The organism is Nocardioides hankookensis, from assembly GCF_042658885.1.
Classification (GTDB): Bacteria; Actinomycetota; Actinomycetes; order Propionibacteriales; family Nocardioidaceae; genus Nocardioides; species Nocardioides hankookensis.
Window position 1 is genome coordinate 1 of record NZ_JBHSRJ010000006.1, and the last position, 25,488, is coordinate 25,488.

At 70.3% G+C, this 25,488-nt stretch carries 18 protein-coding genes; 2 read left to right on the forward strand and 16 right to left on the reverse strand.

The window, feature by feature from the left end:
* On the forward strand, window positions 1–1,144 hold a 1,144-nt coding region (locus ACFPYL_RS17115), incomplete at its 5' end, for a C-terminal helicase domain-containing protein (protein WP_379156884.1).
* A 150-nt stretch (window positions 1,145–1,294) separates the two neighbouring features.
* On the forward strand, window positions 1,295–2,710 hold the full coding sequence (locus tag ACFPYL_RS17120) for an AlbA family DNA-binding domain-containing protein (protein WP_379156887.1): 1,416 nt from the start codon (window positions 1,295–1,297) through the stop codon (window positions 2,708–2,710).
* A gap of 18 nt (window positions 2,711–2,728) precedes the next feature.
* Here the strand turns inward: ACFPYL_RS17120 and ACFPYL_RS17125 are convergent, their stop codons facing one another.
* The 16 genes from ACFPYL_RS17125 to ACFPYL_RS17200 all read right to left on the reverse strand — a co-directional run bounded on the left by ACFPYL_RS17125 (window position 2,729) and on the right by ACFPYL_RS17200 (window position 25,446).
* Window positions 2,729–3,445 carry a sortase domain-containing protein gene (locus ACFPYL_RS17125; RefSeq protein ID WP_379156890.1) on the reverse strand — a complete coding sequence of 239 codons (717 nt, stop codon included), beginning with the start codon at window positions 3,443–3,445 and terminating at the stop codon, window positions 2,729–2,731.
* Complete coding sequence (locus ACFPYL_RS17130) at window positions 3,442–5,061, reverse strand: toprim domain-containing protein (RefSeq protein WP_379156893.1); 1,620 nt, start codon at window positions 5,059–5,061, stop codon at window positions 3,442–3,444. The genes ACFPYL_RS17125 and ACFPYL_RS17130 overlap by 4 nt, the downstream gene beginning before the upstream one ends.
* Window positions 5,058–5,738: a hypothetical protein gene (locus tag ACFPYL_RS17135; RefSeq protein ID WP_379156896.1), complete on the reverse strand. Its 681-nt coding sequence runs from the start codon at window positions 5,736–5,738 to the stop codon at window positions 5,058–5,060. Before ACFPYL_RS17135 ends, ACFPYL_RS17130 begins: the two co-directional genes overlap by 4 nt.
* A complete protein-coding gene (locus tag ACFPYL_RS17140; protein ID WP_379156899.1) occupies window positions 5,735–6,142 on the reverse strand; it encodes a hypothetical protein in 408 nt (135 codons plus the stop codon). Before ACFPYL_RS17140 ends, ACFPYL_RS17135 begins: the two co-directional genes overlap by 4 nt.
* The gene (locus ACFPYL_RS17145; RefSeq protein ID WP_379156902.1) at window positions 6,139–7,923 is read right to left on the reverse strand and encodes a type IV secretory system conjugative DNA transfer family protein; all 1,785 of its coding nucleotides are present in this window, start codon (window positions 7,921–7,923) and stop codon (window positions 6,139–6,141) included. Before ACFPYL_RS17145 ends, ACFPYL_RS17140 begins: the two co-directional genes overlap by 4 nt.
* 104 nt (window positions 7,924–8,027) lie before the next feature.
* Window positions 8,028–8,906 (reverse strand): hypothetical protein, encoded by an 879-nt coding sequence (locus tag ACFPYL_RS17150; RefSeq protein ID WP_379156905.1) that lies wholly within the window; start codon window positions 8,904–8,906, stop codon window positions 8,028–8,030.
* Window positions 8,903–10,906 (reverse strand): ATP-binding protein, encoded by a 2,004-nt coding sequence (locus ACFPYL_RS17155; RefSeq protein ID WP_379156908.1) that lies wholly within the window; start codon window positions 10,904–10,906, stop codon window positions 8,903–8,905. The genes ACFPYL_RS17150 and ACFPYL_RS17155 overlap by 4 nt, the downstream gene beginning before the upstream one ends.
* Before the next feature lie 5 nt (window positions 10,907–10,911).
* The gene (locus ACFPYL_RS17160; protein WP_379156911.1) at window positions 10,912–11,757 is read right to left on the reverse strand and encodes a hypothetical protein; all 846 of its coding nucleotides are present in this window, start codon (window positions 11,755–11,757) and stop codon (window positions 10,912–10,914) included.
* Between the two features lie 98 nt (window positions 11,758–11,855).
* Complete coding sequence (locus tag ACFPYL_RS17165; protein WP_379156914.1) at window positions 11,856–13,007, reverse strand: nucleotide-binding protein; 1,152 nt, start codon at window positions 13,005–13,007, stop codon at window positions 11,856–11,858.
* Window positions 13,008–13,078: 71 nt separating this feature from the next.
* Window positions 13,079–14,581 (reverse strand): SCO6880 family protein, encoded by a 1,503-nt coding sequence (locus ACFPYL_RS17170; RefSeq protein WP_379156917.1) that lies wholly within the window; start codon window positions 14,579–14,581, stop codon window positions 13,079–13,081.
* 10 nt (window positions 14,582–14,591) lie between these two features.
* Window positions 14,592–16,118, reverse strand: coding sequence for a hypothetical protein (locus ACFPYL_RS17175; protein WP_379156920.1), 1,527 nt, complete (start codon window positions 16,116–16,118; stop codon window positions 14,592–14,594).
* On the reverse strand, window positions 16,115–16,897 hold the full coding sequence (locus ACFPYL_RS17180; protein WP_379156923.1) for a hypothetical protein: 783 nt from the start codon (window positions 16,895–16,897) through the stop codon (window positions 16,115–16,117). The genes ACFPYL_RS17175 and ACFPYL_RS17180 overlap by 4 nt, the downstream gene beginning before the upstream one ends.
* A 62-nt stretch (window positions 16,898–16,959) precedes the next feature.
* A complete protein-coding gene (locus ACFPYL_RS17185; RefSeq protein ID WP_379156925.1) occupies window positions 16,960–17,313 on the reverse strand; it encodes a DUF6112 family protein in 354 nt (117 codons plus the stop codon).
* A 230-nt stretch (window positions 17,314–17,543) separates the two neighbouring features.
* The gene (locus ACFPYL_RS17190) at window positions 17,544–19,439 is read right to left on the reverse strand and encodes a peptidoglycan DD-metalloendopeptidase family protein (RefSeq protein WP_379156928.1); all 1,896 of its coding nucleotides are present in this window, start codon (window positions 19,437–19,439) and stop codon (window positions 17,544–17,546) included.
* Window positions 19,440–19,551: 112 nt separating this feature from the next.
* On the reverse strand, window positions 19,552–20,700 hold the full coding sequence (locus tag ACFPYL_RS17195; RefSeq protein ID WP_379156931.1) for a CAP domain-containing protein: 1,149 nt from the start codon (window positions 20,698–20,700) through the stop codon (window positions 19,552–19,554).
* Between the two features lie 315 nt (window positions 20,701–21,015).
* Window positions 21,016–25,446: a hypothetical protein gene (locus tag ACFPYL_RS17200; RefSeq protein WP_379156934.1), complete on the reverse strand. Its 4,431-nt coding sequence runs from the start codon at window positions 25,444–25,446 to the stop codon at window positions 21,016–21,018.
* Window positions 25,447–25,488 lie beyond the last annotated feature (42 nt).

The window sequence follows — 25,488 nt, forward strand, 5'->3', positions numbered from 1 at the left end:
TGGCGCCGTCGTCCTCCCGGCCGACTACGTCGCCACCAAGCTCGAGCTCGGCTACGCCTCCACAGCCCCCCGCGCCCAGGGTTCGACCGTCGACACTGCCCACGCGATGGTTACCGCCACCACCACCCGCGAAGTGCTCTACGTCGAAGCCACCCGAGCCCGCGAGACGAACATGCTCTACGTCGACACCCACTACGACCCCAACCCCGACACCAGCCACGGACCAGCACCCGTGACCGACGTCGACCAGGTCCTTGCCGCCGTCCTGGCCAACACCGGCTCCGACGTCGCCGCGACCGTCCACGCCCGCGAGCTCGTCGAGGACCGCGAGTCCCTGACCGCCCTGCACCGCGAGTACGCCACCATCGCCCGCGAAGCCGACCTGCACCACTGGACGCAGCTCGTCGACGACGCGACCGCGGGGGCCGGTGCCGCCGTTGGTGCAGCCGAGGCGATCACGGACAGCCCGAACTTCACCGCCCTCTGCGACGCCCTACGCGACACCCAGACTCGGGGCTTCGACCCCCGAGTCCTGCTCACCGAAGTAGTCCTGCGGACCGAAGGGATCGCCACGGTGACCGTCGGGCCCGAGGCGGAATCCGACGACATCAACCCGACGTCTATGGAGGCCGCGAACGACCGGGCAGGTCGGATGGCCGGGCTCGTCGACGCCGAGCTCCGCACCCTGTCCCCGGAGCCGAGACCCGCCCGCGACCGCACCGTCCTGGGCCTCCTGGCCTACCCGGATCACGTCGTCGACGAGGACCTGCGTCGTGGCCTCGACGAGCGCGCCCACGCCATGGAGACCCGCGCCGTAGACCTCGTCGAGACCGCGCTCGCCACCGATGCGGACTGGATCCGCGACCTCGGCAGACCGCCTGCAGCACCCCAGGCGCGCGCAGCCTGGGTCCGCGAGGCCCGCGTCATCGCCGCCTACCGTGAGCTCCACGGCTACCGCGGCACCAACGCCGACATGCTCGCCACCGCGACCAACCGCACCGAGAAGGGTGAGGCCCGCGCCGCAACCGCGGCCGCCGACCGCGCCCGGACTCTTGCGGCGGTGCACCAGCCCTCGATGGCCGTCGCGCTTGCACCGACGGACATCGGAGCAGCTCCCTCGAACCCCGGACTGGGGGCCGGGTAGCGCCCTACGATTCCTGGGCATGCCCGCGGGAGACCCGAGACTCTGGCGGGCCTGTCCCGTCTGTCTACTGGTCGCGAAACCGTTTTCTCACCTGTCTGACTCGGCGCTACCGTGAGTCGTTCAGGTCGTTCAGGTCGGGAGGTAGCAGGCATGGTCATGTGGCGCTCGCCGGCGCTCGAGGCCGTGCTCGGCGCGTCCCTGGACGAGGCTGGTCTGACCGAAGAGGTCATCCAGCGCCTAGTCGAGGTCTCGGCCGCTGAGGGCGAACAGCTCGACTTCAAGCTCAAGGCGCACCTGCCCGAGACGGGTCCGGTACCCGTGCCGTCCACGGGCAAGGGGTTTGGAGCCGAGCAGGAGTTCGCTAAGGACGTCTGCGCGTTCGCCAACCACATGGGCGGTCTCCTTCTCATCGGCATCAAGGACGCCGCGGACGTGGCGGTCGAAGCAACACCGACCGTGACCGACCCCGTTGCTCTTGAGCAGCGCCTGCGCCGAGCGGTGCTGAACTACGCCAGCCCGGTCCCGCAGTTCCAGTGCATCCCGATCCCTGCCGCTGCCGGTGGCCACTACATGGCGATCATCGTGCCGCCCAGCCCGGCTGCACCGCACGCAGTGCGCGGTGCGCCAGGCAACGACCAGCGTCCTCTGCACTACCCGGTGCGCGACGGCAGCACCACCCGCTACCTGCTCGAGCACGAGGTCGCGGACCGCTACCGCCTCCGCGCAGCCGGTCACTCCGAACGCGCCGCGCTGCGCACCGCGACGGTTGCCGAGGGCCTTCACGCGCTCGAGCGAGCCGACGACGACATCTGGCTGTACCTAGCGCTGGTGCCCGAGTCGCCCAGTCTCCAGCGACTCGACCGGTCGACTGTCGACGCCATGAAGAATTGGCTGCGCGAGTACGGATTCACCTCACCGCTCGAACGAACGCTGCACTTCCAGGGCGTGGCGACCCCTGCACCGGAACGGCTCACGGTTTCCATGCAGTCCGCGTGGAAGGAAGAGCATGAGGAGGTCGACCCGCGCGGAGGCTACGTCGAGCTGTACGCCGACGGACGCGTCTTCGTGGCCACGCCCATCACCAGGCGCAGCAGCCGCTCAGACGGCGAGGGCGCGATCGGCAACCTCACGCTGGCCGACGACTCGATCATGCTCACCGACCTCTGCGTCAGCTGGGCCAGCCACCAAGCCGGAGCCTGGGGAGTTGCCGACCTCGTCATCGGCATAGCGCACCGAGGGGAGACGACCGGGCTCTTCAAGCCACCTCTCACGCTGCACTACGTCGTCCACAACGAACTCCGTCGCGTCCCAGACACCCGCCCGGTACGCGAACCCGTCCAGGCGGTGACCACCGCCGACCTCGCCGCGGGCGGCGACCAGCTGGGTCGCCTGCAGGTCGCCCACGACGTCCTCACCGTCCTCCTGCACCACTTCGGCATCGCCGAGACCGTCCACCTCGAACAAGACGGCACCGTCGTCTCCTGGGCGTGGACCGGACGTGAGGACGACGTCGAGAAGTGGGCCCGAGGACGAAACCTCCCGCACCACCCGCGATACCGCCGGTAGCCGGCTCATCCAGTCGGCTTAGAGCGAAGCGCCCGTGCCCGGTTCCTGACCCGCCGGCATCGGCCGTGGCTCATATGGGCTTGCCGACCGAGCCCCAGAGGAACGGCCAACGCCTCCCACACTTCCTGGAGTGGTCGCAACGAGATCCCCGATCACGACGTTGCGATTCCCGGACGGGAACAGATCAGCGCAGGTGATGAGTGTGATCATCGCTTCACGGGCCGGTTCACCACCGCTAGCAGGGGAGGGCACCGGCTGCAGCGGCCAGCTGACATCGGCGTCGACCTCGATGTCACGACCGCCGTTGCGCAGCTCGTAGACGTAGGTCGCTGACTTGGTGTCGACGTAGACCCGGTCGCCCGCGCGGAGGTCGGGGAAGTTGTTGAACGGTTGGCCGTGGGTGATGCGGTGGGCGGCAAGGACGAGGTTGCCGACCTCTCCTGGCTTGGCAGAACCGGTGTCTCGGCCGACACCGCGGGCAAGCGCAGCGTCGTCGGTGCCGTTGACGACGGGGTATGCCCAGTCGTCACCGAAGCGCGGAATGCGGACGATCGCCTCCACTGAGCTGGCTTCACCGCGAGCCCAGCTGTCGCGGGTCCGCTCGACCAAGAGCCCGGCGCGGTGATGCGCGACGACGTTGGTCCCGACCAGAACCCAAATCGCGTAGCCGGTGGCCACCAGGCCCAGCACGAGCAAGCAGATGGCGACCTGTCGGGCCGAGGAGTGCCTGGTCACGCCGGTGCGATCCCGTCCGACACACCCAGTCCAGCGCCCCAGGCAGCGCTCACTCGCGTGGTCGACCAGCCGGTGATCTGGTCGACGTACCAGTCCCTCGGGCGGCCATCGATGCGCTCGGCGAGAACGTCGGCGGCCCCGACCGCGAACCGGTGCCGTGCCTCGCCCGGCACGTGGGCCGCGAGCTGTCCCAGGCGTGGGACGACGGCACCGACGACCTCGTGTGACTCCACCGCGCGCCCGGAGGCCGGCTGAGCCGCGTCCAGGGCGGCGTCGAGCTCACGAATGGCCACCACGGCGCCGGCAGAGCGCGGCCGCGGGGAAGCGGTGCTGTCGTCGTCGACGAGACCGTAGCTGGAGAACGCCAGCAGGCCCACAGGGCCCTCGGTGCGCAGCCAGTCCAAGGGGTCCATCCCGGCCGGGAGGGTGACGGCCAGGACCTCGCGGTGCAGCCCGGCCATCGTCGACGTCGCCCACCGAGCTGTGGCCGCTTGCCCGGACGGGTCCGGGTCACCGCACACGATCGGTGGGCGCGTTGAGATCGCGGCCACCCGGTGCGCAACGGCTGGGGTGAGACTGAGCCCTGACTGGCTGCAGGGCGCGAAGTGCTCGGACATGCCGGCGGCCGCCGCGGAGGAGGCGATCGCCAACGCGTCCAGCGTCCCCTCGACCACGACGGCAGAGCCTCGTCGGTGCACCTGGTGCTCGGTCGGCCGGTACAGAGCCTCGGACTTGTCGAAGACGACCGTGCGGGGGTGGTTGAGGTACTTCGGTCGCCGATCACCGTCCGCCCATGACACCGCACGGGCAGCCACACCGACGACCTCACCGCTCTCGGTCTTGAACGGCACGAGGATCCGGGCGCGGAATCGGTCGATGATCACGCCGGCGGCCGGGACGTCTCCGGTGCGGCGTGCCGCCCAGCCGGCGTCGACCATCTCGTCCTCGGTGAACCCGGCACGGCGCAGCTGGTCGACCAGGCCAGTCGGAGACTTCGGAGTGTGCCCAACCAGTGGCCCCCCGGAAGCGTCCTCCAGAACCTCCAGGCCCGAGACATCGACACCGCGGTAGACCACGTACGCGCGGGCACGCTCGGCGAGTCTCGGGAGCGTGAGGTAGCGCCAGGCCTCGGCGTTCACGGCCAGCACCCGCTCCGCCGGGGTCCGGTCAAGGTCAGGAGCCTCGTAGGAGCCACCCTGGGCCGCCACCCGACCATCCGGCCCCACACCGACACTCGTATCCCGGTTCACGGCGATCGGTCCGCCCTGCTCAAGGACCGCGACGGCCTCGCGCAGCGAGGTTCCGGTCACCGCCCGGACCAGCTCCACGACGTCACCCCCGCGCCCGTCGCGGAAGGCCCACCAGCAGTGCGACGGGGACGCCGGCTTGATCAGCACACCTTGGGAGTCGTCGCGACCATGCCCGAACCCCAGCGCGGCGGCCGACACCCGGAACTCACGATCCGGGGTCGCTGCGTGCGAGGCCGGCGGGTCGATCCCCATCCGGCCGAGCACCTCCACCACCGGGTGAGTGTCGCGGAGCGCGATGAACGGGATCGGCGCACGACGCTGCCCCGACCCGCTCGGCTCAGGGCTTCTCCTCTCAGGTGTGCTCACTGACGTGCTCCTTCGCTCTCTCGGATCCAGACCATGACGTCGACCGGGATCTCGACCACCAGGGGTGTCACCTGGTGGCATTCGGCGCCGCGATCGCTCGCTGAGGCGGATCCGCCGCATCCCAGGGCGCTGACCCAGGTCCGCAGCCGGCTCTCGAGGTCGCGGAACGTCATGTGCCAGTTCGCGGCCCCGGTCGGAGGCGAGGTCGGCGCGAACGACGCCCGCTCGTAGTCGTGCAGCGCCTGCAGCACCTCGACCAGACCGTTGTGCCGGTGCCAGCACTTCGGCAGCCGGACCATCTCGGGGAAACGGTCCTGGAGCTCCACGACCCACCGGTACAGGGCGTGCATCCGATCCGAGATCTCGGAGGCCTCCAACGACGGCCAGTGCACCGGCGGCGCCAGCAGCTCGGCAAGGTCCGCAACGGGCGGCCCGTACATATCTCCACCGGCACCAGCACCAGCATCAGGACCAGCGCCAACACCGTCAGGGTGGGCCTCGGGCCAGTGCGCTCCCTCAAGAGCAGCATCAGGCCCGTAGAGCAGGCGCCGCACCTCGGCTGCCCGGTCGTCGCCTCGAGTGCCCCACTCGGCAGCCACCCGACCGCCCCCGGCCGGCTCATCAACCGGCTCGTCGGCCGGATCATCGGGTCGCTCGCTGGCGTGCTCGTCGCTCATGGGGTCGTGTCCTGGGTGCGGCGCTTGAGCACGCCGATGATCCCGTACGTGGCCTGCACGCGGCCCGTGCGCCTCCACAACGGAGAGGCGTCGTAGAGGTCGTGCAGGGCCTCATGGTGGGTCCGGCACAGCGGGACGAGGTCCTCGAACGCCTCAGCGCCGAGCCGGTCGTAGGTGACGTGGTGCAGATCGCCCTCGCGCAGCGTCCACAGGCGACCGCAGACCAGGCACACAGGTGCGGCACTGTCTTGGAGTCGTCGAACCCCCTGGGTGCGAGAGACCCATTCCTCGAACCACCAGCGGCGCCGCGCGAACCACTGCGGGGACTGCATGTATGCCTGGTAGCCCGCGCGACGGATCGCCCGGCCGCGCGACCACACCACGTCGTTGCGTCCGGGCCTCATCGGGACTCTCCGAGCCCTCCGCTGTGCGGGTCGCCGGATGGGTTTCTGTGCGGGCCGTCATAGGGGCCGGTCATCAGACCACCCGTGACGAGGTCGTCCTCGGTGAGCGTCCTCCACGCCGACGGGCTGCGCATGGCCTCGGTGATCTGGGAGCGACCCTCCAGGAGCTGCTTGGCGTCGTCCCGTTCAGTCCACCGCTGCATCGTGAGCATGATCGGTGCCGCGGAGCGCAGCACCATCAAGGCGTAGCCGAACCCGATCCGGCGGATCTGAGCGGCGTCGAGGATGTGCCTGTCCTCGAGGTGGTCGGAGTACGAGGTAGTGGGGGAGTGCCCGCCGTAGGAGACAGAGCTCTTGCGGACCTTGCGGGTCCCGAGCAGAGCGGACAGGTCGCCGAGGTCATCGGCATGACCACCGCCCCCGAGGATCACCTTGACGATCGCTGCATCCCAGATCGCGTCCGCGTCGTCATCGCCCCACCGGGCGCGGGCCTGGGCCCGGGACTGCAGGAACACCCACGTGCAGATCCCAGACCCGCCGCCCTCGCTCATCAACGCCGGCAACGACGGCAGCGGGTAGTTCGCTGCCTCGTCGAGCACCAGCGTCAGCGGCGGGTCCAGACGGAAGTTGCTCGAGGAGGCCGCGATCCGGCGAGCGGCCTCAACCAGGTCCTCCACGAACGTGGCCACCAACCGGGCCGTCGCCGACGCCCCTGAGGCCGTACCGAGCAGGTACGCCGTACCGCAGGTCCGGATGAAGGTGGACGGGTCAAAGTGCTCGCCGGGACCAGGGCTGACCGCCGCCAGCACGGCCGGGTCGGCCAGTGCGGCGAACGTGTTGGTCACCATCGCCCACACCGAGTCGCGCTGACGCGGCTCGGCGTCCAGGATCGCTGCCAGGGCGCGTTCCCACCCCGGAGCAGTCCGTGGGTCGCCGCGCAGGACCTCGATGGCCGCACGTGCGGCGACCACCGATAGCGACCACTCGTACAGCTCGACCGGTTCCCGCTCGCCCAGCGCGGCGGCGTGCAGCAGACACCGGACCGCTGCCTCGCACTGCTGCGCCCAGAACGACCCTGACTCCACACCCTGACCGGGATCACCGCTCAGCGCCCTCGCCCGAGCCATCGCGACCCTCGGGTCCTCACATCCCCGCACCAGCGACCACCGTGCGGACCCGGGGACACCGGGTGCCAGGTTCTGGGGATCGAACACCATCACCGGGTGCGCCCGGTGCCGCCCCGAGCTGCGTGCCGTGATCGTCGCCGCCAGGTTGTCCGGCCTCGTCGACGTCGTGACCACCGCTCCCGGGGCGTCGAGGATCGCGTTGATCACCAGGTGCAGACCCTTGCCCTGCCTGGGTGGACCGACCACGATCACCGAGTCCTCGACCGTCGCCCAGCACTCCACACCGTGCGAGCGGCCAAGACGAAAGCCCACATCGGCAGGCTTCATGTCGTCGTGCCCGATCGGGCGCAGCGTCGCCGCTCGCGCCATCAACGCCTTCGTACCGGCGGCCTTCTCGACCTGGCGCCGGCCCGCGAGACCCGGCCAGGTGCCCGGATCGCCGGCGTACGGGTCCGTGCTGGGTCGCAGCAGACGCCACGCCCACGAACCCACGGACGCGACCAGAGCCGCCATGCCCACGACCAGACCCCAGAACAGGACTGCCGGCCCGATCGGGTGGCCCCACGCGGCCGCCGGGTCACCAGGGTGCAGCAGCACGCCCACCGCGTCCGAGATCTCGTCGGGACCAGCGTTGCCGCTCAGCGTGGCCGTCATCGACGCGGCACCCCAGAACAACGCGAGCAGCGAGAACAACCCTGCCAACGCCGCAAGTCCCAGATTCGTGCCCAGCATGTGCCCGCCAGCGGGCCGGGTCTCGTTCACCGACCCTCCCCGCCCTCGAGGTCGGCCCCGGACGGGTCCGGTGTCCTGCCGTGCAGCTTGGGAAGCGGCGGCAGGACCGGCCCAGCTGGCGGGGCAGCGGACGGGCTGTTGGGGGAGGGGTTGGCGGGGGAGTCAGACGTCGACGTGGTTCGGAGCACCACAAGGATCTCTCGGATGCGCTCGTCGTACTCTTCCGGCTCGAGGTCGTCGATGCCTTCGACCTCGGCGAGCATCGCGTGCACCCGCGGCCACTCGTCCTCTGTGGGCTCGTATGCGGGGTCGCCGTAGGGGCCGCTGCCTCGTAGGAGGTGCATCTGGTCGATCAGCCGGTCATGGCGTTCTTGGTCGCCGACCTCGAACTGTCCGGCTGCCTTCCGCGCGGAGAAGATCGTCACGGCTAGGAGCCCGTAGCGGGAGTCCGCGAGGGCGTTCTCCCCGGCGCGCCCGATGTGCATCCCGGCCTCGTAGACCGAGGCGAAGTCCCAGGGCAGTACCGACTCCAGGGACAACCCCGAGGCGCGACGCGACAAGGCGTCGAGGTGGAGCAGCCACAGACCGAACATCGAGTCTCCGGCGCAGAAGTACTGCATCGACTGCGTCAGTTCTGATTCCCCGGCCTCGAAGGCCGTCAGCATCGTGGCGATATCGGCCGGGTTCTTCTCCGCGAACCACGGATGCACCCACCCCGCGTGCGGGCCCCACCCGGTGTCCCCATCGACCAGCAGGGCCGGGTCCTCGATGCGGTGGGTGGTCTTTCCAGCTGGGTAGTAGGAGGTGAAGTCTGCCGGTAGATCGGGGTCGAAGTGACCCGGGACCCTGACCGGCGACACGCTGTCTGAGCCCGTGTGGTCAGCATCGGGGGTGTGGTCGTTCATTCGGTCTCTCCGCTCAGATCGATGCCGTAGCCGGCCGTAGCCGGCTGGGAGTACGGCCCTGACTGTGTGGGGGTGGTCATGCGGGCGTCGGTGGAGAACAGCTCGAGCTCGCCGGGGGTGAGCACGTTGCGGACCAGGAACGCGCGGTCGCGGATCTTCCACAGGCCTTCGCCCTGGTCTAGGTGCGGCAGCTGCCCGATCTCGGAGGCGGTCAGCCCGATCCGGGCGCCGGTCTTGTCGGCCTCTCCGGGTTCGTGGGCGTAGATGATCCGTGTCGAGCAGTCCGCGAGCAGACCCAACGCGAGGTTGCGGGCCTCTGACCCTTCGTCGCCGACTGCCTCGAGGTCCGAGAGGCGGTGCATCACCGCCATGTTCGCGATCCCCAACGCCCGCGACAGCTTCCACTGCGCCTGCATCCTGGCCAGCAACGCCGGGAACCGGAACAGCCGCCACGCCTCGTCATAGATCACCCACCGTTGCCCACCGTTCGGGTCCGTGAACGCGGCCTCCATCCACGCCGCCGCACACGTCTGCACCAACGCGATCAGCTCGTCGGCGCCCTGGATCTGCGACACGTCGAGCGAGACCATCGGCAGCGACGGGTCAAACGCCGTGGTCGACGGCCCGTCGAACAACCCGCCCAGGTCCCCGGCGACCAGCCGGTTCAACGCGTGGCCGGCGTCGCGGCCATCGGCGAGCAGCTGCTCCACGCTGGAACCCTCCACGGCCGCCCGGGGCTCGAACATCGCCTTGACCACCTGCGGCAGCAGCACCACGGTGTTCTCCGCCGTGGCGGTCTCCAACGCCGCGTACAGCGCGGTCGCCTCCGGGGCCGTCAACGGCCGCCCCAGCGCCGCGGCCGCCAGCGCCCGCAGCAAGTCACGACGACGACTGGTGACCACCCGGACCCACTGCTCGTCGCTCATCGGGACCAGGGCACCGTCCGGGCCCGGCGTGTGCGCCGGACGGGGGCCCTCGTCGAGCGGGTTCAACCGTGCGCTCGACGAACCACCCAGCACGATCGCCTGCCCGCCCACCGCACGCGCCACCGGGGTCCACTCGCCCTTCGGGTCGCCCGGCACGTAGACCTTGCGCCCGAACGCGATCGACCTGGTCGCCAGGCTCTTGCCAAGACTCGACTTGCCCGAGCCGACGCTTCCGGCTACCAGCACATTCGGGTTCGTGATCATCCGCTTCGCGTAGAGCACCCAGGGGTCGAACACGAACGCGGACCCGGCGTAGGAGTCCTGCCCGACGTAGATGCCGTCCGACCCCAGACCAGCCTCGGCGAGGAACGGGTACGCCCCGGCCAGGACGTCGCTGGTCGCCTTGTGCGGCGGGAGCTTGAACGGCAGGTACTGCCGCAGCGCATCCGCCCCCTTCGCACCCGAGGCGGGCAGCAGCTCGGAGCGGTCGTTGGCCGCCCGCTCCGCCGCCCGCTCGGCCGCTCTCGCCTCAGCGCGCGCGGCCCGAGTCCTGCCCTCGAGCCGGCCGGCCGCCTTCGCGGCCTCCTTGCGGTCCCGGCGCGACGCGTCGGGCGCGACCAGCCCAGTGCCTGCGACGGTGCGGCGCGCCTGAGCCGAACCCAGGTCCACCCGACCCGATGCCCCGGCCGCGGCCGGGAGGTCCTCACCTAGGTCGGGGTCCTCCGGACCAGGCTCGTAGGGGTCGGTTCCGTCGGGCCACTCGGGCCACGAACACGGGTCATCGTCAGCGTCGGTCACCACCAGCTCAAGCACGTCCAGGTGCATGTCCGGGTTTGGGACGTCGGGCGGATCTAGGCGCAAGTCGATGTCCGTAGTGGCCAGGTACGCGAGCGCCTCCCTGGCCTCAAAAGCGAGACGCTCCCCAGACGCCGGGCCGGAGCCCGAGCCCGTCGCCGGGCCTACCCCAGATTCGGCCGAGCCGGTCAGGGGGAGCGGCGGTAGGGCCTTGCGTGGGGGAGTGGTGACGCTCTGGTCGGCGGCGCTCTTCTTGTTCCGTCGGTTGTTGCGTGCCATGAGGTTCAGACCCTGACTGTGAGCGTGGAGGGGTGGGAGGACAAGCCGTTAGCGGTGCGCACCGAGACGCTGATCCGATAGGTGCCGGGTCCCAGCGAGAAGGTCTTGGACCACGACCCAGACCCGCTGGTGGTCCCGGAGCCCGACGAGCTGCCAGCACCGGAGACCGACACCGATATCGACGACGACGGCGCGTCGGTAGAGACCGACACCGAGACGGTGAACGACCCGCCGCTACCGCCGGCCGACGCGCTCGCCCGCAGGTAGGTCCCCTGCGACGCCGGCTGCTGGACCGGCTTCGTCGGTGCCTTGGTGGGCGTCTTCGTTGGCGTCTTAGTCGGTTGCTTCACCGGTTGCTCGACGGGCTGCTTCACCGGGTTGTCCGGCGGCCGCTGCACCTGCTGCGTCACCGTCACCGGCGGCGGTGCCACCGGAGAACCGCCCCCCGACGCGCTCCCGGACCCACTGCCCGAACCCGAGCCGTTGACCGGCCGGTTCGTCGCCGTCACCTTTCCGGGCTTCTGACCCTTCTTGCCGCCCGCACCCTTTCCGCCCGCGCCCGTGGTGGCGTTGCCCTTGGCGATCGCGCTGTACATCGGCGACTCGGGCCACGGATGCGCGGCGTTGGAGCGCTGCGGGGCCGTGGAGGTGGTGGTGTCACCGATCTGGGAGGGGTCAGCGAGCGCGCTGTTGGCGATGGTGGTGCGAGCGAGCAGAACCCCACCGAAGCTGATGACTGCAGCGGTCACCACGGCGACCGCAGCTGCCACGAATGCCGAACCACGCCGAGAGCCAGCCGCGGGTTGCTTCCTCACCGTGTAGCTCGTGACCTTGGGCGGCAGGGCAGGCATGCCGCCGCCTTGACCCGTCGGCCGCGGCGGCGGCGCGGGGGCCCCGATCCGTGGCACCGGGGGCAGCTGCGGCGGCAATTCTGGCGGGCTGGGCGCGTTCATGGCGTCCAGATCCCCTCATCGGCGGCGAAGCGTGTGTCCTCGATCCCGGCGGCCTCGTTGCGCGCGTCGTACTGGTCCGGGGAGTCCAGGCCGTAGCGGGGTAGACCGGGGTAGTCCCCGACCCGGGCCGCGCGCGGTGGATTCGGGAACCGGGCGGCTACGTGGCCGGTGACCTCGAGGTGAGCCAGCGTCACGGTGGGGTCGACCTTCGCCCAGTCGATGAGGTCGCCGGTGGCCAGGTGCTGGTCGCGCCCGACCAGGACGACCGCGCCGCACGCGGCACGCAGCCAGTCCAGCAACGGTGCCAGGTCGACGGGGTCGCGGTCCTCGTCGCGTGAGGGTCCGACCACGATGATCGCGCTGGTGGCAAGGTCGGCGTACCGTCCGTCGGCCAGCGCGGTGTAGTCGGTCGGCTCAGCGGAGTAGGTCTGCGGGTTGCCGGCCAGGGCCGTGACGAGCTCGACGGTCATCTCGAGCGTGTCCTGGGTCAGGTCGGTGGCCAGTACCAGGGTGTCGGTGCCGGCCAACGCTGCTTGGGCGGCCTCGCCGGTGATCGAGGTGCCCATGTCCTGCACGACGACCTGCGCGGCCCGGGAAAGCAGGTCCAGGACCATCCGGTAGTCGTCGCCGGGCATGGACTCCACCAGGCTGGGGTCGGCGTTCGCGTTGGAGAACACCCGCAGGCGGCCGACGTAGTCGTACCAAGCACCCAACCAACCCCACTCGGGGCAGGCGGTCCCGACCTTGATCTGCTCGACGAGCTCGAGCATCGGCCACTTAGGTGCTGCGTCGGCCGCCACCAGGCGCCGGCGCAGGGTGCCGGTGTGGAGGTTGCCGTCCATGACCGCCACGACCTCGCCGCGGTTCTCGGCGAGGTGGTGCGCGATCGCCGCGGCGGTGATGGTCTTGCCGACCCCGCCCTTGGGGTTCATCACCGTGACCCGGTGACCACCGGTCGGGATCTGCGCGTAGGCGTCGCTGATCGCGGCGGCGTACCCGGTGGGTGTTCCCGCCGGGGTGTACATCACGGGCCCCGTGACTGTCTCGTAGGCGGCATCGATCCGCGCCTGCAGCGCCCGCTCCGACTTCGACAGTCGACGACCGCCCGGCGCGATCTGTACCCGGTTGCGGTTACCGAAGAGATTCATGGGTGCTCCTTGCTGCTCGGGGGGTTGCTCGGGGGTTGCTCGGACGGCCGAGCTGGTCGAGACGACTGGACTCAGGTGATGGGGCGTGCCAGCGGCAGCGCCGCGGCCGTGAAGGCCTGGGCCTGGCGGCCGTAGAGGACCTCGGTCTCCATGCCGCACGCGTTGGCTGAGCGGCGCACGGTGTCGGCCGCTGCCCGCGCCTCCTCCAGCGAGGCGGCGGTGATGGTGATCAGGCCCGTGTAGCGCATGTCGGCGTGCCCGGCGTTCAACGCACGCTCACGGGTCACGACGTCGACGTACTCGTCCGAGTCGGACTCCGCGAGGACCTGACCCATCTTCTGCTTCTGCGCCCGGTCGGCGATGTAGTCGGTCTTCTCGCGGCGCACCTCGCGCACCGCGTTGGCCTGGGCCACCGGGCGCATGAACAGCGACAGGGTGCGTCGTACGCCGCGCTCGAAGATCAGCTGGTGCATGAAGTTCGGGATGGTCTCCGAGCGGGGCCAGTCCGAGATCCACAGCACCACCGAGACACCCGAGTCATGCACCAGGTGGTCCCAGTGCTCATCAACCGCCACCGGCCCCGCGACACTCAGGCTCGCCCCCGCCCCGGCGGGCTCCAGGTCGACCACCGGGTCGTAGGCACCGCGGATCACCCTCGCCAGCTCGCCCTCACTCAGCCACCCCTCCACGTGGAGCTCGGCACGACGCAGCGCCTGCTCGACCTGGGCGATGTCGGTGGCCAGCACCTTCGCCGCCCCGGCCACCCCACGGCCCGCGCGGCGGATCTGCGCCCGGGCCTTGCGCATGTCCAGCCCGAACGCGATCAGCGTCCGGTGCGTCGACGACGTCGGCGCGTAGAGCTCCATCAGGTCCGCGTACTGGACTGAGGCCCACCCACCGGCCCAGCTGGTGTCCTTGATGCCGTGCGTCTCCCACCAGCCCACCACGCCGCGGCCGGGGTCGGGGATCACCGACTCCATCACCTGGATCGTCGACGTGCGGCCCAACGAGGCCTGAGCGGCCTGGACCCTGGCCCACGACGACACCCGGCGCTGCTGGGCGTACCCGTCGAGCAGCACGAACGCCCGATACGACACCTCAGCGACCGCGGTTAGCGTCTGCCGGTGCGGGTCATGCACCATCACGATCCCCGGCCCCCCGCCAGAGCCAGAACCAGAACCAGAGGCAGGGCCGGACCCGTAGCCGGAGCTGTTGGTGGCCAGGAACCGCAGCGCGGCCGCGTCACCGGGCAGCGCCATCGACCCCGCCGGGCGGGGCTCCTCGACCCGGACCCGGAACGTCGTCTGTCCCAGGGCCCGGCGTGCGCCCCAATGGGTCACAACGCCGACCGACTCCACCACCGGGCGTCCCTGCCACCGCACGAACGTCGCGGCCACGAGCACCGTCACCGGTACCAGGGCCAGCGCCAGGACGCCGGACACCAGGGCCAGGCCCAAGATCACCGCGGCCGTTCCCAGCGCGGCCACCCGCGGGCCGGAGAATCCCAACAGCACCCCACGGGTCTGCCGGCGGCCGAACCGGGTCATCGGGACCTCAGTCGTCATCTGCGCCATCACGCGCTCCTCACTGCTGCTTCATCGGCGCCGACGGCGCACTCGGTGTAGACGGAGTCCCGGATGCCGCTGGGGCCGACGTTGCTGCGCCCGGCGTTGCTGGGGCCGGTGGTGGGGGAGTGCTCGAGGCGGGCGCGGATGCGGTGCCGCTCGTCGACGACGCCGCGGGGGCCGGCCCGGGGCGGGGCGCAGCATCGGCAGGTGCGGCACCCGGAGCACTCGCCGGGGTGCTGCTCGTTCCGCCTACAGACCCGCTGATCGTGGCCGCACCAGCCCCGACCTTCGCCGGGACCGACAGCGCGGCCTTGCCGGCACCGACCGCCGCCACCGCGGCCAGACCCACCGGGCCACCCGCAGCACCCGCAGCCGACCCACCCGCAGCCGACCCACCCGCAGCAGACCCACCCGCAGCAGACCCACCGGCAGATCCGGCACCAGCCATCGCCGGCGCCGGCGATGGGCGCGGCGCTTGCGCCCGTGCGGCGCTCTGAGCGCCACCCGCACTGGCGCTACCGCTCGTCGACCTCGACGAGCTCGCGGAGGTCGACATCATCCGGGACACGCTCATCGCCTTCTGCGGCGCCGAGGTGATCGTGCGACCAGCCGCGGCCGCGCCACCGCTGGCAGAGCGGAGGTGGTGATGCAGCCCGTCACCAGCGAAGGTGACGAGCTTGAGTGCCATGAACGGCGCCAGCCCCGCCAGGAGCAGGACCACGACACCGGCCGCGAGCAGAGAAGCACCGTCGAGTGAGCCCGTGCCAGCGTGGGCGAACATGTTGTAGCCCAGGCTCATGATCACGACGATCACGAACTTCGAAAACACCAGGGCGACCACGACCTCGACCCACTTGCGCACCCACGAGGACGTGTAGTCCGAGGCGCCGCCGGCGAACGCGATCGCCGCGAACACCACACTGATCAAGATCAAGACCTTGCGGACCATCAGCGAGGCCCACACCATCACCGCGGCGAGCATCACGATCACCGCGATCAGCATCAGCCCGATCGGGTTCGTGCCGTGCACCGCCTGGAAGACCAGGAGCTTCTTGCCCAGCGCACCCGCGTTTGCCTGCCCCGTGGTCGCCTGGACGACGCCCTTGCTCATCGCGTCCACCGCGGTCAGCGACAGCTGGGTGATCGCCAGAGCCGCCGCGCACCCGACGGTGCCGAGCAGCAGCCCCTTCAGTGCACGCCCCAGGCCGCCGGGGTCTTGGCGCAGCGCCGAGACCGCGCACTGGATCACGAATAACGCGACCAGCAGCACCAGCGCGAACGCCCCGGTGAAGACCATCGGCTGACGCACCGACGCATCCGAGAGATCCACCGACGTCGCCAGGTCGAGCTCCTTCCACAACCACGCCAGCGTGTTGCCCGCCGCGGTACCGAAGGCCTCAGCGAGCTTGTCGATCGCCGACTCCGCAGCCGACTCAGCCAGCCCGCCGGCGGTCCCGCCGACGACGTCGCCCACCACGTCGCCCGCGGCGTCACAGACGCTGTCGAGGACGGGGCAGCCGCGATACATCGGCTCGGCGATCATCGGGCGTCCTTGACCAGCGCGACGCCGGCGAACCCGTAGCCGTCATGCTCGGCCGCCGATCCCGTGCAGGCCATGAAGGTCAGCGCATCCCGTGACTCCTGCTTGCCCGTCGTGCGGTGCAGAGTCACGGTGACGTCGAGGCAGTCGCTGTTCGGGTCGCTCGATCGCACCGTGCCGGCAGTGACCTTGTCTTCCCAGACCTGGTTGGGGAGCACCGTGACGCCGTCGACGACCTGCACCGTCCCTGCCTGGGCGTAGCGCGCCCACTCGTCCTCGGTCGGGATGACGCCGCGCTCCGACTTCGGGGGATCGGTCAGCGTGGAGAGCAGCCACAACGTGTGCTGTCCGGCGGTGTCGCCGGCCTCGCCCGGGGGAGCGGTCTCGTACCGGACCCACGCCATCGCCTCGTCCCACGAGTCCGCGGCGTAGTCGACCGTCAGCAGCTGCTCGTAGAACGCCGAAAGGAAACCCTCAGCGCTGGTCGTCGCCTCATCCGGCAGTGCAGGGAACGACGCTCCGTCCGCGGCCGCGGGCGGGAACCGGCCCGCGTTCTCCTCGGCCCACGCCGCGAGCTCAGGGTCCTGAACCGCGGACCCGTCCTGACTGGCCTCGTCGACGTGTGAACCGGACTGGCCCGGGGCAGTGGCGGTCGACGTCGGCTCAGCCGCCGGCGTCGGCTCGCCAGTGTCGCCCGTGGTGATGACGACCGCGAACAAGGCTAGGAGCAGCAGGGCGAGGCCACCGCCGATGCCGGCGAGGACCTTGGTGCGGGGGTCCACGACTCAGCCCCCCAGACTCGCGTCACGGCGAGGGGCGGCCCGGCGAGCGGTCACCCAGCCGGTCACAGTTCGGCGCCCATCCCGGAGAACGTGCCGACCAGGACGTTCGCGCCGCCGATGAGCAGGGAGGCGACCAGGGACACCAGGACGCCCTTCTTGCCCCGCTCCGCAGCGTGGGAGTTCGACGAGTTCGCGCCGACCGCCCACACGATCGCTGCGAGGACCAGGGCCACGAAGCAGCCGATGAACCCGAACACCAGAAGTCCGCCGGCCATCTTCTTGGCCAGCTGCACACCAGGGAGGCCGTTGTTGTTCGGAGAGATGCCCGGGTCGCCGGCCCTGACCACGAAAGCGGTCACCTGGGAGGCGACGTACTGGCCCTGCAGAGCGGTCTGGGTGAGGGTCTGGGAGATCATGTGCTGCTCCTTCCGGCTCGGGCCCGCGGATCGGGCCCACACCCATAGGCCGAAACACGTACGCAGCGAACACGCCCCCGACGGAATCCGGCCGGGAGAGCGCAGGGAACCCCCGCCCCAACCCCACGCTCCGCCCCCACGCTCCGCCCCCGCTCAGCAGCTCCTCGAGGCGGGTTGCTCGAGGCAGTTCCTCGGGCAAGTTCCTCGGGCAAGTTCCTCGGGGTGGGGGTTCAGGCGGCGGCCGGGAGGGTCTGGCCGACGTTCTGGGCCAGCCAGGTCGACGGGTTGACGTTGTCGGGGCCGTAGATCGAGCCGCCCTTGGTGTGGACCTCGAAGTGCAGGTGACAGCCGGTCGCGTTGCCGAGCTCACCGACTGCACCGATCTGCTGGCCCGGCGCCACGGTCTGTCCAGGGGTGACGGTCACGGACTGCATGTGGGCGTACCAGGTCGACAGTGCCCCGGGTCCTTGGGAGATCTTCACCAGGTGCGGGCCGGCCCACGAGGAGGCCTCGATGCTCACGGTGCCGCCGTTCGCGGCGTACACCGGTGTCCCGCACGGGACCGAGAAGTCGGTGCCGGTGTGCCACGCGGACCAGTGCGACCCGTCGTCGCCCCAGTTGTGGTTGTCGGACGAGGCCGCCAGAGCCGGGTCCAGGGGCCAGCTGATCTCCCCGGACACGGCGATCGCCGGCGTGCAGTCCACCGCCGCGGTGACCACCACCCCGGTCAGCGCCGCGAGGAGGCGGCCGGCGGGCTCCCAGAACCGCTCGTAGTGGTACGGGTCGGCGTTGTGCTGGGTCTCGTGGGCGGCCAGGGTCGGCTCCAACGTCTCCCAGTGCGGGACCCGCAACAGGGCCTTGTAGAAGTTCAGCGACGAGATCCGTGGGTCCATCCGGTCCGCCAGCGACCCCCACGCCCCGTTACCGCGCTGCTGGAAGAGACCCCGCGAGTCCGGGCCCGCGGCGTCGCCGTAGTCCAGGACCCGCAGCGACGACTCACCCAGGGCGGTCATGACCGCGATCCGCTGCGCCCGCGCCGGCACGCCGAGCTCGGCGCCGGCGGCGATCACCGCGGCCGCGTTGGCGACCTGCTCGGCATCGAACCCCGCCACCGCCGGCAACGCACCCGTCGACGAGCCCGTTGTAGCTGTTGCAGCTGCCGGCCGGAACCGGGCCGCCGTGGCCGCCGTGACGCGTGCCCCGCTCTGCTCGCCTGCCCCGGCCGGTGTGCCGGTCAGGGTGAAGACGGCTCCCAGGAGCCTGTGGTCGGAATTCAGAGCCGTCGTCCACTGACGGGTCGGTGTCGCGGCCGCGGGCTGGGCAAAGACGTAGTCGATCGTGCCGCCGCCGTCGTGGGTGGGGACCTTCCCGAAGGTGTCCATGCTCGAGCGCATCGTCACCGGCGCCGGCATCGCACCCAGGACCGCCCGGGGCCCCCAGGGGTCGTTCGCGCCCCACTGGGAGTTGAAGTCGCCGGCGATGAACACCGGACCCGACGTCGAGAGCTGGGTGACCAGACCGGCGACCAGGTCCATGCCCTGACGGTAGATCTGCTGCCGCAGCGGGTTCGGCCCGACCTTGGCCGGGTTGACCATGTGGTGCACCGAGACCATCGACACGGTGCCCGCGGATGTGTTGTCCCCAACCCCCTGCAACGTCACCCAGGTCGCGGCCCGGTCGTGGTCCCACTGCTGAGGACCGTGCTCGACGATCAGCACCCTGCCCTGGTTGACCCGTGTCCACCGGTCCGTGCGCCACAACACCGCGGTGCCATCCGTTCCATGAGCTGGCGAACGCCACAGCCCGTATCCGGGTGGGGTGATCGCCCGGTCGGTGCGGTAGCCGACCTCGTTCAACGACACCAGGTCAGGGGAGGGCGCCAAGACCGTGGCCATGTCCGCAGCGAACGAACCGGCCGGCATGCCGACCTTGATGTTCGCCTGCACCACTCGCACCACGCCGGTGCCGACACCGCTGGCGCCGACATTCAGCGTCTGGCCGGCGCAGCTGGCCACCGCCGTCTGTGTCGCGCCACCGACCACCGTCACCAGCACCGCCACACCCAGCACCAGCAACGCCAACCCCGCGGCCACCAGGCCACCCACGATCACGAATCCACGGCTCACACCCATAGGCCGAAACACGCACACCCCCGACCAAGCGCGCCGGCGAGGGCAACCGTCCCCGAAATGCGGGAAGGGGCGACCCCCTCAGGAGCCGCCCCTCAACACACGCCGATCAGCTCGGAATCTCCGGGCACGAGCCGCCGTAGAACTGCACCAGCACCTCCAGCCCGAGCCGGCCCTCCGGCGTCAGCTTGATCCCAACGCCGACCCCCATGCGGGTGTGGGTCGGCCAGAGCAGTTGCTGCTTGTGTCCCGGTGATGCGAACCAGCCCTTCTGCAAACGCTCGGCGACATATCGCGCGGTCTCCTGGGTTAGAGCCACCGAACCGTAGGCCCCGTGCGCCAGGTTCTCGCCGATTCCGCCGTCGTTGCCACTGCACACCTCAAGTCCAGGCACATCGCCGGACCAAATCGAGGGAGAGTGCGACCACTTGATCGCCGGATTGCCGAAGTCGCTCAACGGGTGCGCATCCGCCCCGGCTTGTGCGTAGCCCTGTGCGCGCGCCGTGAGGGGCGCGAGGCTGGTCAGCGTGGGGAGCGCGGCTGTGGTGCGCGCGTCGTTGGTCAGTTCGACCAGGTCATCGCGGATCCACTGGCGGAACTGCTCGAGCTCGGCTGCCGTCGGGGGCGTATCAGGGCCGGGGTCGGTGGGCAGGTCGCTGTCGTTGGAGGCAGCCCAGGCGAGCTGCTGGACTGTTGCCTCGGCCTTGGTGGCGGCCGCGGACTGTGTGGCCCGGGTGGCCTTGATGCGGGCCTGGTTGGTGGCTGCCTTGACGGCGTGGCCCTTGGCCTGTCGCAGGTTCGGGGCGATCGCGGCCTTTGTCGCTGTTGCGGTCTTGGTGCCGGCCCAGGTGACCGTCTTGGTGATGGTCTTCGGGTTCGACACGTCGCCGGGGCAGGCGTCGGCCTTCCCGGTCCCGACAGCGGTGTTGGTAGCTGTCACTGCGACCGTGACCCGGAGCTTCACGGTGGTCTTCTTGCCGTGCGGCTTGATGCTGAGGAGTTTGGTGCCGAGTGGCTTGGTCTTGGTGACCTTGACCTCGAGGTCCTGCACAGACGCCGACCGATGGGTCGCGCACGCCGAGACCTGCCCGACCGGCCCGAGCGGCCCCGCCGCCGTCGAGGCGCTACCAGCTGCGCTGAGGAACGTCGTGACACCGAACAGAGCACCCAGGAGCGCAGTGAGCCACGGTTCCACCGCCTCCACGCCGCGTGATCCCCGCCGCCGGTGCGGCCGGGGATCCGTCGTGGTGGTTGTCATGGTCGCCTCCTGGATGCGGTCTCGAAGACCCGTTCGAAAGTTCTATCGGATGCCGCCGACAGTGCGGTGGGAGACCGCTGGGAGCCCCGATTCGCGAGGCGGTCCGTCCGGGCCCACGGCCTGAACGCCCGACACCTGGGGATCGGCGGGGGAGTGCGTGGAGCCGCCCTCACCGCGCAGAAACGGTGAGGGCGGCTCGGTTGTCCGGTGACCGTGGTGCTTGGCGGTGGCCACCGGACCGATACCCGCCAGGGGAGGGCGAGGGACCAACTTCTCCACCCCTGGCGGGCACATCTGGCGGGCACATCTGCAGGGCTAGCCGCTGCCCAGCTGCCTGCCTAGCTGCTCTCCGGCCGCTCGGTCTCGTGACGGCCGGGCTGGTCGGCGTGCTGTGTGGATCAGTACCGCACCTCCGGCGAGCAGCAGCAGCCCGGCCAGCAGCAGCACCGGGAGCGCCGCGCCGGCGCCGGCGTTCGGGAGCCGCCGGTCGCCGTCGCGGGACTCACCATCGGTGGAGTCATCGCGGCTGTCAGAGTCGTCCGACCTCGAGGAGTAGGCCTCGGCGATGTCCTGGTCGGGGTTGGTGACCAGGGTCGTCTCGTCCGGGATCCCGGCCAGCGTCCCGATCGGGTCCGAGGTCGGGGTCTGCGGCAGCGACTCGAGGTAGGTGTAGCAGCCTTCCTCGTCGACCAGGTGCTCCCCGACGACGTAGGTCCCATCACCCATCACCTCGAACGTCCCCGCGGCGGCGGTAGGTGCGTTTCCCCACTCGACGCCCAGACAGCTCAGGGTGCTGGTGCTTGTGTCCCAGTACGGGGAGATCGGGCCGAGCAGCGTCCAGGTGCCGATGACATGGGCGCCTTCGGTGCCCTCGATCACCACGGTGTCGGTGATGGTGTCGCCCAGGTCGCTGGTCTGGTCCGAGATCTGGGTGACGATCCGCGGACCGGTGGTGATCAGCGAGGTCTCCTCGACCAGGCCGGCCGGGGTCTCGGGGAACTGCACCGTGACCCGGGTCGGTGCGAGGGACTGGACGTAGGTGTAGCAGCCGGTCTCGGTCACGGTGTGCTCTCCCACGACGTAGGTTCCGTCGCCGGTGACGATGAACTCGCCCTGCCCGGCGACCGGGACGACCCCCTCGCCGCCGGACCAGTCGACACCCTCACAGGTGCGGCCGAGCTCCTGCGACAGCACCGGCTCCACCGGCCCCAGCAGGCGCCACCGGGCCGGGATCGAGATCCCCGTCGCCGGGCCGCCCTCGACCTGCTTGGCGATGCCGATCCCGGTGATGAAGACCTGGTCGGTCAACACCGTCCCGACAGTGCCCATCTGGTGCGACACCTGGGTCGTCAGGGCCGGTGTGTGCTGCGCGACCGTGGTCTCCTCCGGGATCCCCGGAAGCGTCGGCGGCAGTGGGTCGGTCGTCGACGAGCCCGCGAGGTCCTCGACGTAGGTGTAGCAACCTGCCGTCTCGACGGTGTAGGCGCCGACGACGTAGTCCCCGTCGCCGTGGTCGACCAGGAACGTCCCCGAGGCCGCCACCGGGGCCGGGTTCGTCGGGTCGGTCCAGTTCACCTGCGCACACGTCGGCCGCCCATCGGCACCCGCCCGCGGCGTCATCGGCCCGTACAGCGTCCACGTCCCCGCGGGGGAACCAGTGCCGACGTTGCTCACCATCACCGTGTCGAAGATCGTCGAGCCGACCTCGACCCGCTGCGAGGACACCCGGGTCTGCAGGGACGGGACCCGCACCACGATCGTGGTCTCCGAGCGTTCACCACGGGTCGTCTCCGCGACCGGTGCCGTACCAGGGGTCGCATCCAGCGACTCGGTGTAGGTGTAGCAGCCGTTCTGCGTGACGGTGTGCTCACCCACGACATAGGTCCCGTCGCCGGTGACGGTGAAGTCACCAGTGGCTGCGACCGGCGCCGTCGACCAGTTCAGCTCGGGACCGCACGCGTCCACCGTGCCCTGCTGGGAGACCGGGACACTCTGCGACGGCGCGATCGGCCCATACAGCGTCCAGTGCCCAGGCACCGTGGCCCCGCCCGTGCCGGTCACGGTCACGGTGTCGCGGATGACCTGGCCGACCTGAACCTTCTGCTCCGAGATCTGCGTGACCACCGACGGGCGCAGCACCTGGAGCGTGGTCTCCGCCACGATCCCCGCCGGCGTCCAGTCGACCGCCGCCGTCACCACCGTGGCGTCCAGGCTCTCGACGTAGGTGTAGCAACCCGGGTCGAACAACGTGACCGACCCGACCACATACGCACCGTTCCCGGTCACCGCGAAGACACCCTCATCGAAGACCTCCGCAGCCGCGTAGTCCACACCGGCACACGTCAACGCACCGCCGTCCAGCCGTGGAGCCACCGGCCCCAGCAACCGCCAGTGCCCCAACACCGGGTCAACCACCGGGTTCGGAAGACCCGACACGACCACGCGGTCCGTCACCACCTGGCCATACGTCGACCGCTGGGCCGAGACCTGCGTCACGACCGCCGGCGTGTAGAACCGCTCATCAGCAAACTCGGACATGAACGCCGTCCCAGCATCGTTCAACCACGCCTGCTGCACCGGCTCACGCGACACCCAACCGTCCGGCTCATCGACAATGACGACGTAGAAGATCTCATCAGAGTTATAGATGGGGCCGGAGGTCCACAGAGCCCTGCCATCGCTTCGGATGTCAGCAGCCGAGAACGTGTGCGTATCGACTCGAGGACCAGAAGGACTACCAAGCCGGACTTCGAACTGCACCCCGATAATGCCCGCTGGGTTGCCGCCCTCTGCGGACTTCGTCACGCGGATGGGCACGAAGTCCTCGAACACGTCGTGACCGTTCTCGATCTCGATCGTGACTGTCGCGGTCAGGGAGCCAGGGCGAATGCAGCGGACGGTGCGGTCGACCGCGTAGCCGGGGGGTGCCTGGGTCTCGCGGAAGCAGACCTGGGCGCCGTCGGCGTTGAACCACGGGTAGTAGCTGGTGTACCCGCCAGGACCGGACGTCAGCGACATCAGGTCACCGTCGGTGGCGGCGTTGTAGACGCGGTTGCCATCGGTCTCGCCCCACACGTTGAACGCAGCGCCCTGCAGCGGGTCGCCCGTCGCGGCGTCGACCTTGCGGGCCCGCGCCCGACCGCCGTCATCTGCCGTCGTCACGTCGGTGTTGCTGGCGGAGACGTAGTCGGCCCGAGCGAGGACGTGCTGGGTCATCCCGCCGCCGTGCCACACCTGGTAGGTCGTGGCCGCAAGCTCACCCGCTATCGCGGTGACCCTGACGATGCCTGGCTTGGTCTGCGTCGCCTTCAGGGACTGCGGGTTGAACGACGAGACCAGAGTGATGGTCTTCGACCCGGTCTTGTTGAAGACCGCGTCCCCGGACAGCGTCAGCGTCATCGGGGAGTCCGGCACCCAGTCGGCCCCGGAACGGACACCGATCTGGGTGACGTCCAGCCCATCCGGGGAGTCGTCCTGGTTGATCGCGACCGACACGGTGTACCCACCGGCCGGGGAAGCGAACGCGTTGGCCTCAGCGACCATCCTGTTGTGCAGCGAACGGATCTCGTTGTACGTCCCGGGCGACTCCGCGCGCATCTGGTTCAGTCGCGACTGCATCGCCGCCTGCTGCGAGTTCTGCCCGAACGTGAGACCAGTCGCCCACCACAACGCGGCCGCCATCCGCGGGTTGGTCCTCGCCTGGTCCATGAAATGCGACAGCAGGTACGCCGTACGCGGTGCGTTCACATTGACCAGCGACAGACCACCGGTCGGCCACGGGAACTGCGCGCCCGTGTCGGTGCACACCCCGTAGCGGCCGTTCGAGAGCCGCCCGATACCGAGCTCACCGTTCGACGCCGTCACATAGCCCACGAACCCCGGGATCGTGGCCACACCCGGCCCGAGCTTCGTCGCTCCCAAGGTCGCCACCGACGGCGACACATCCGCCGAAGACTCCCCGCTCGTCGTCTGGTCCTCGGTCACCTGGTCCTGGTCGACGTTCTCCCCGCCCTGGCTGGCGGGCGGCTGCTCGCCCTGGTCCTCCTTCCCCCCAGCCGTGGCGGAGTCCGACGACTGCTCCGGTCCGCGAGCGCCGGCCGGCCGGCTGCCCGGCCCATCGCTCGGCTGCGTGCTCGGCCGGGTGGTCGGCTGGATGGCCGCCCGCGTGAGCGTGTACGTCAGGGCCGCGCTCGTCGACGGAGCCTGGCCGGAGTCTTCTGCGGGCACGAACCGGGCGGTCACGGTGTGCTCACCCGCCGACGCTCCCGGCCCGGTGGTGGGGACCTCCAGCTGCACGGGGCCGGTCGTGGTGCCGGTCTTGGTGCTGGCCGTGGTGCTGGCCGTGGTCGTGGTCTTCTCGAGGTGGACGGCCGACTGCTGGACACCATCGACGGAAAGGACAACCGCTCCTCGAGCGACTGCGGCCTCCCCGTCGACCGCACCCGTCGCCCCAGGGACGCTCACGTTGACGGTCGCGGCGATCGGCTCCCCGCCGACCGGGCCGCTCGTGCGGTCAAGGGTCAACGTGGTCGACGTCGCCACCGGAGCACCCGACCGCGACTCCGCCACCGAAGTCGCGGCCGCCAGCGGCTCGTCGGCCTGGGCCGGGGTCGCGCCCAGCGACACCGTTCCGGCGACCACGGCGCCGGCCAGGAGGAACCGCAGTCCTACCAACCCGCCCCGCCCGCGCGCCTGGTCACGTGCCTGGTCGTGCCCCTCGTTAGGGGTCTCGCTCTGCGTATTCACCACGTCTTCGCCTTCCCTACCGGGTCGTCTGTGCTTGAAGAC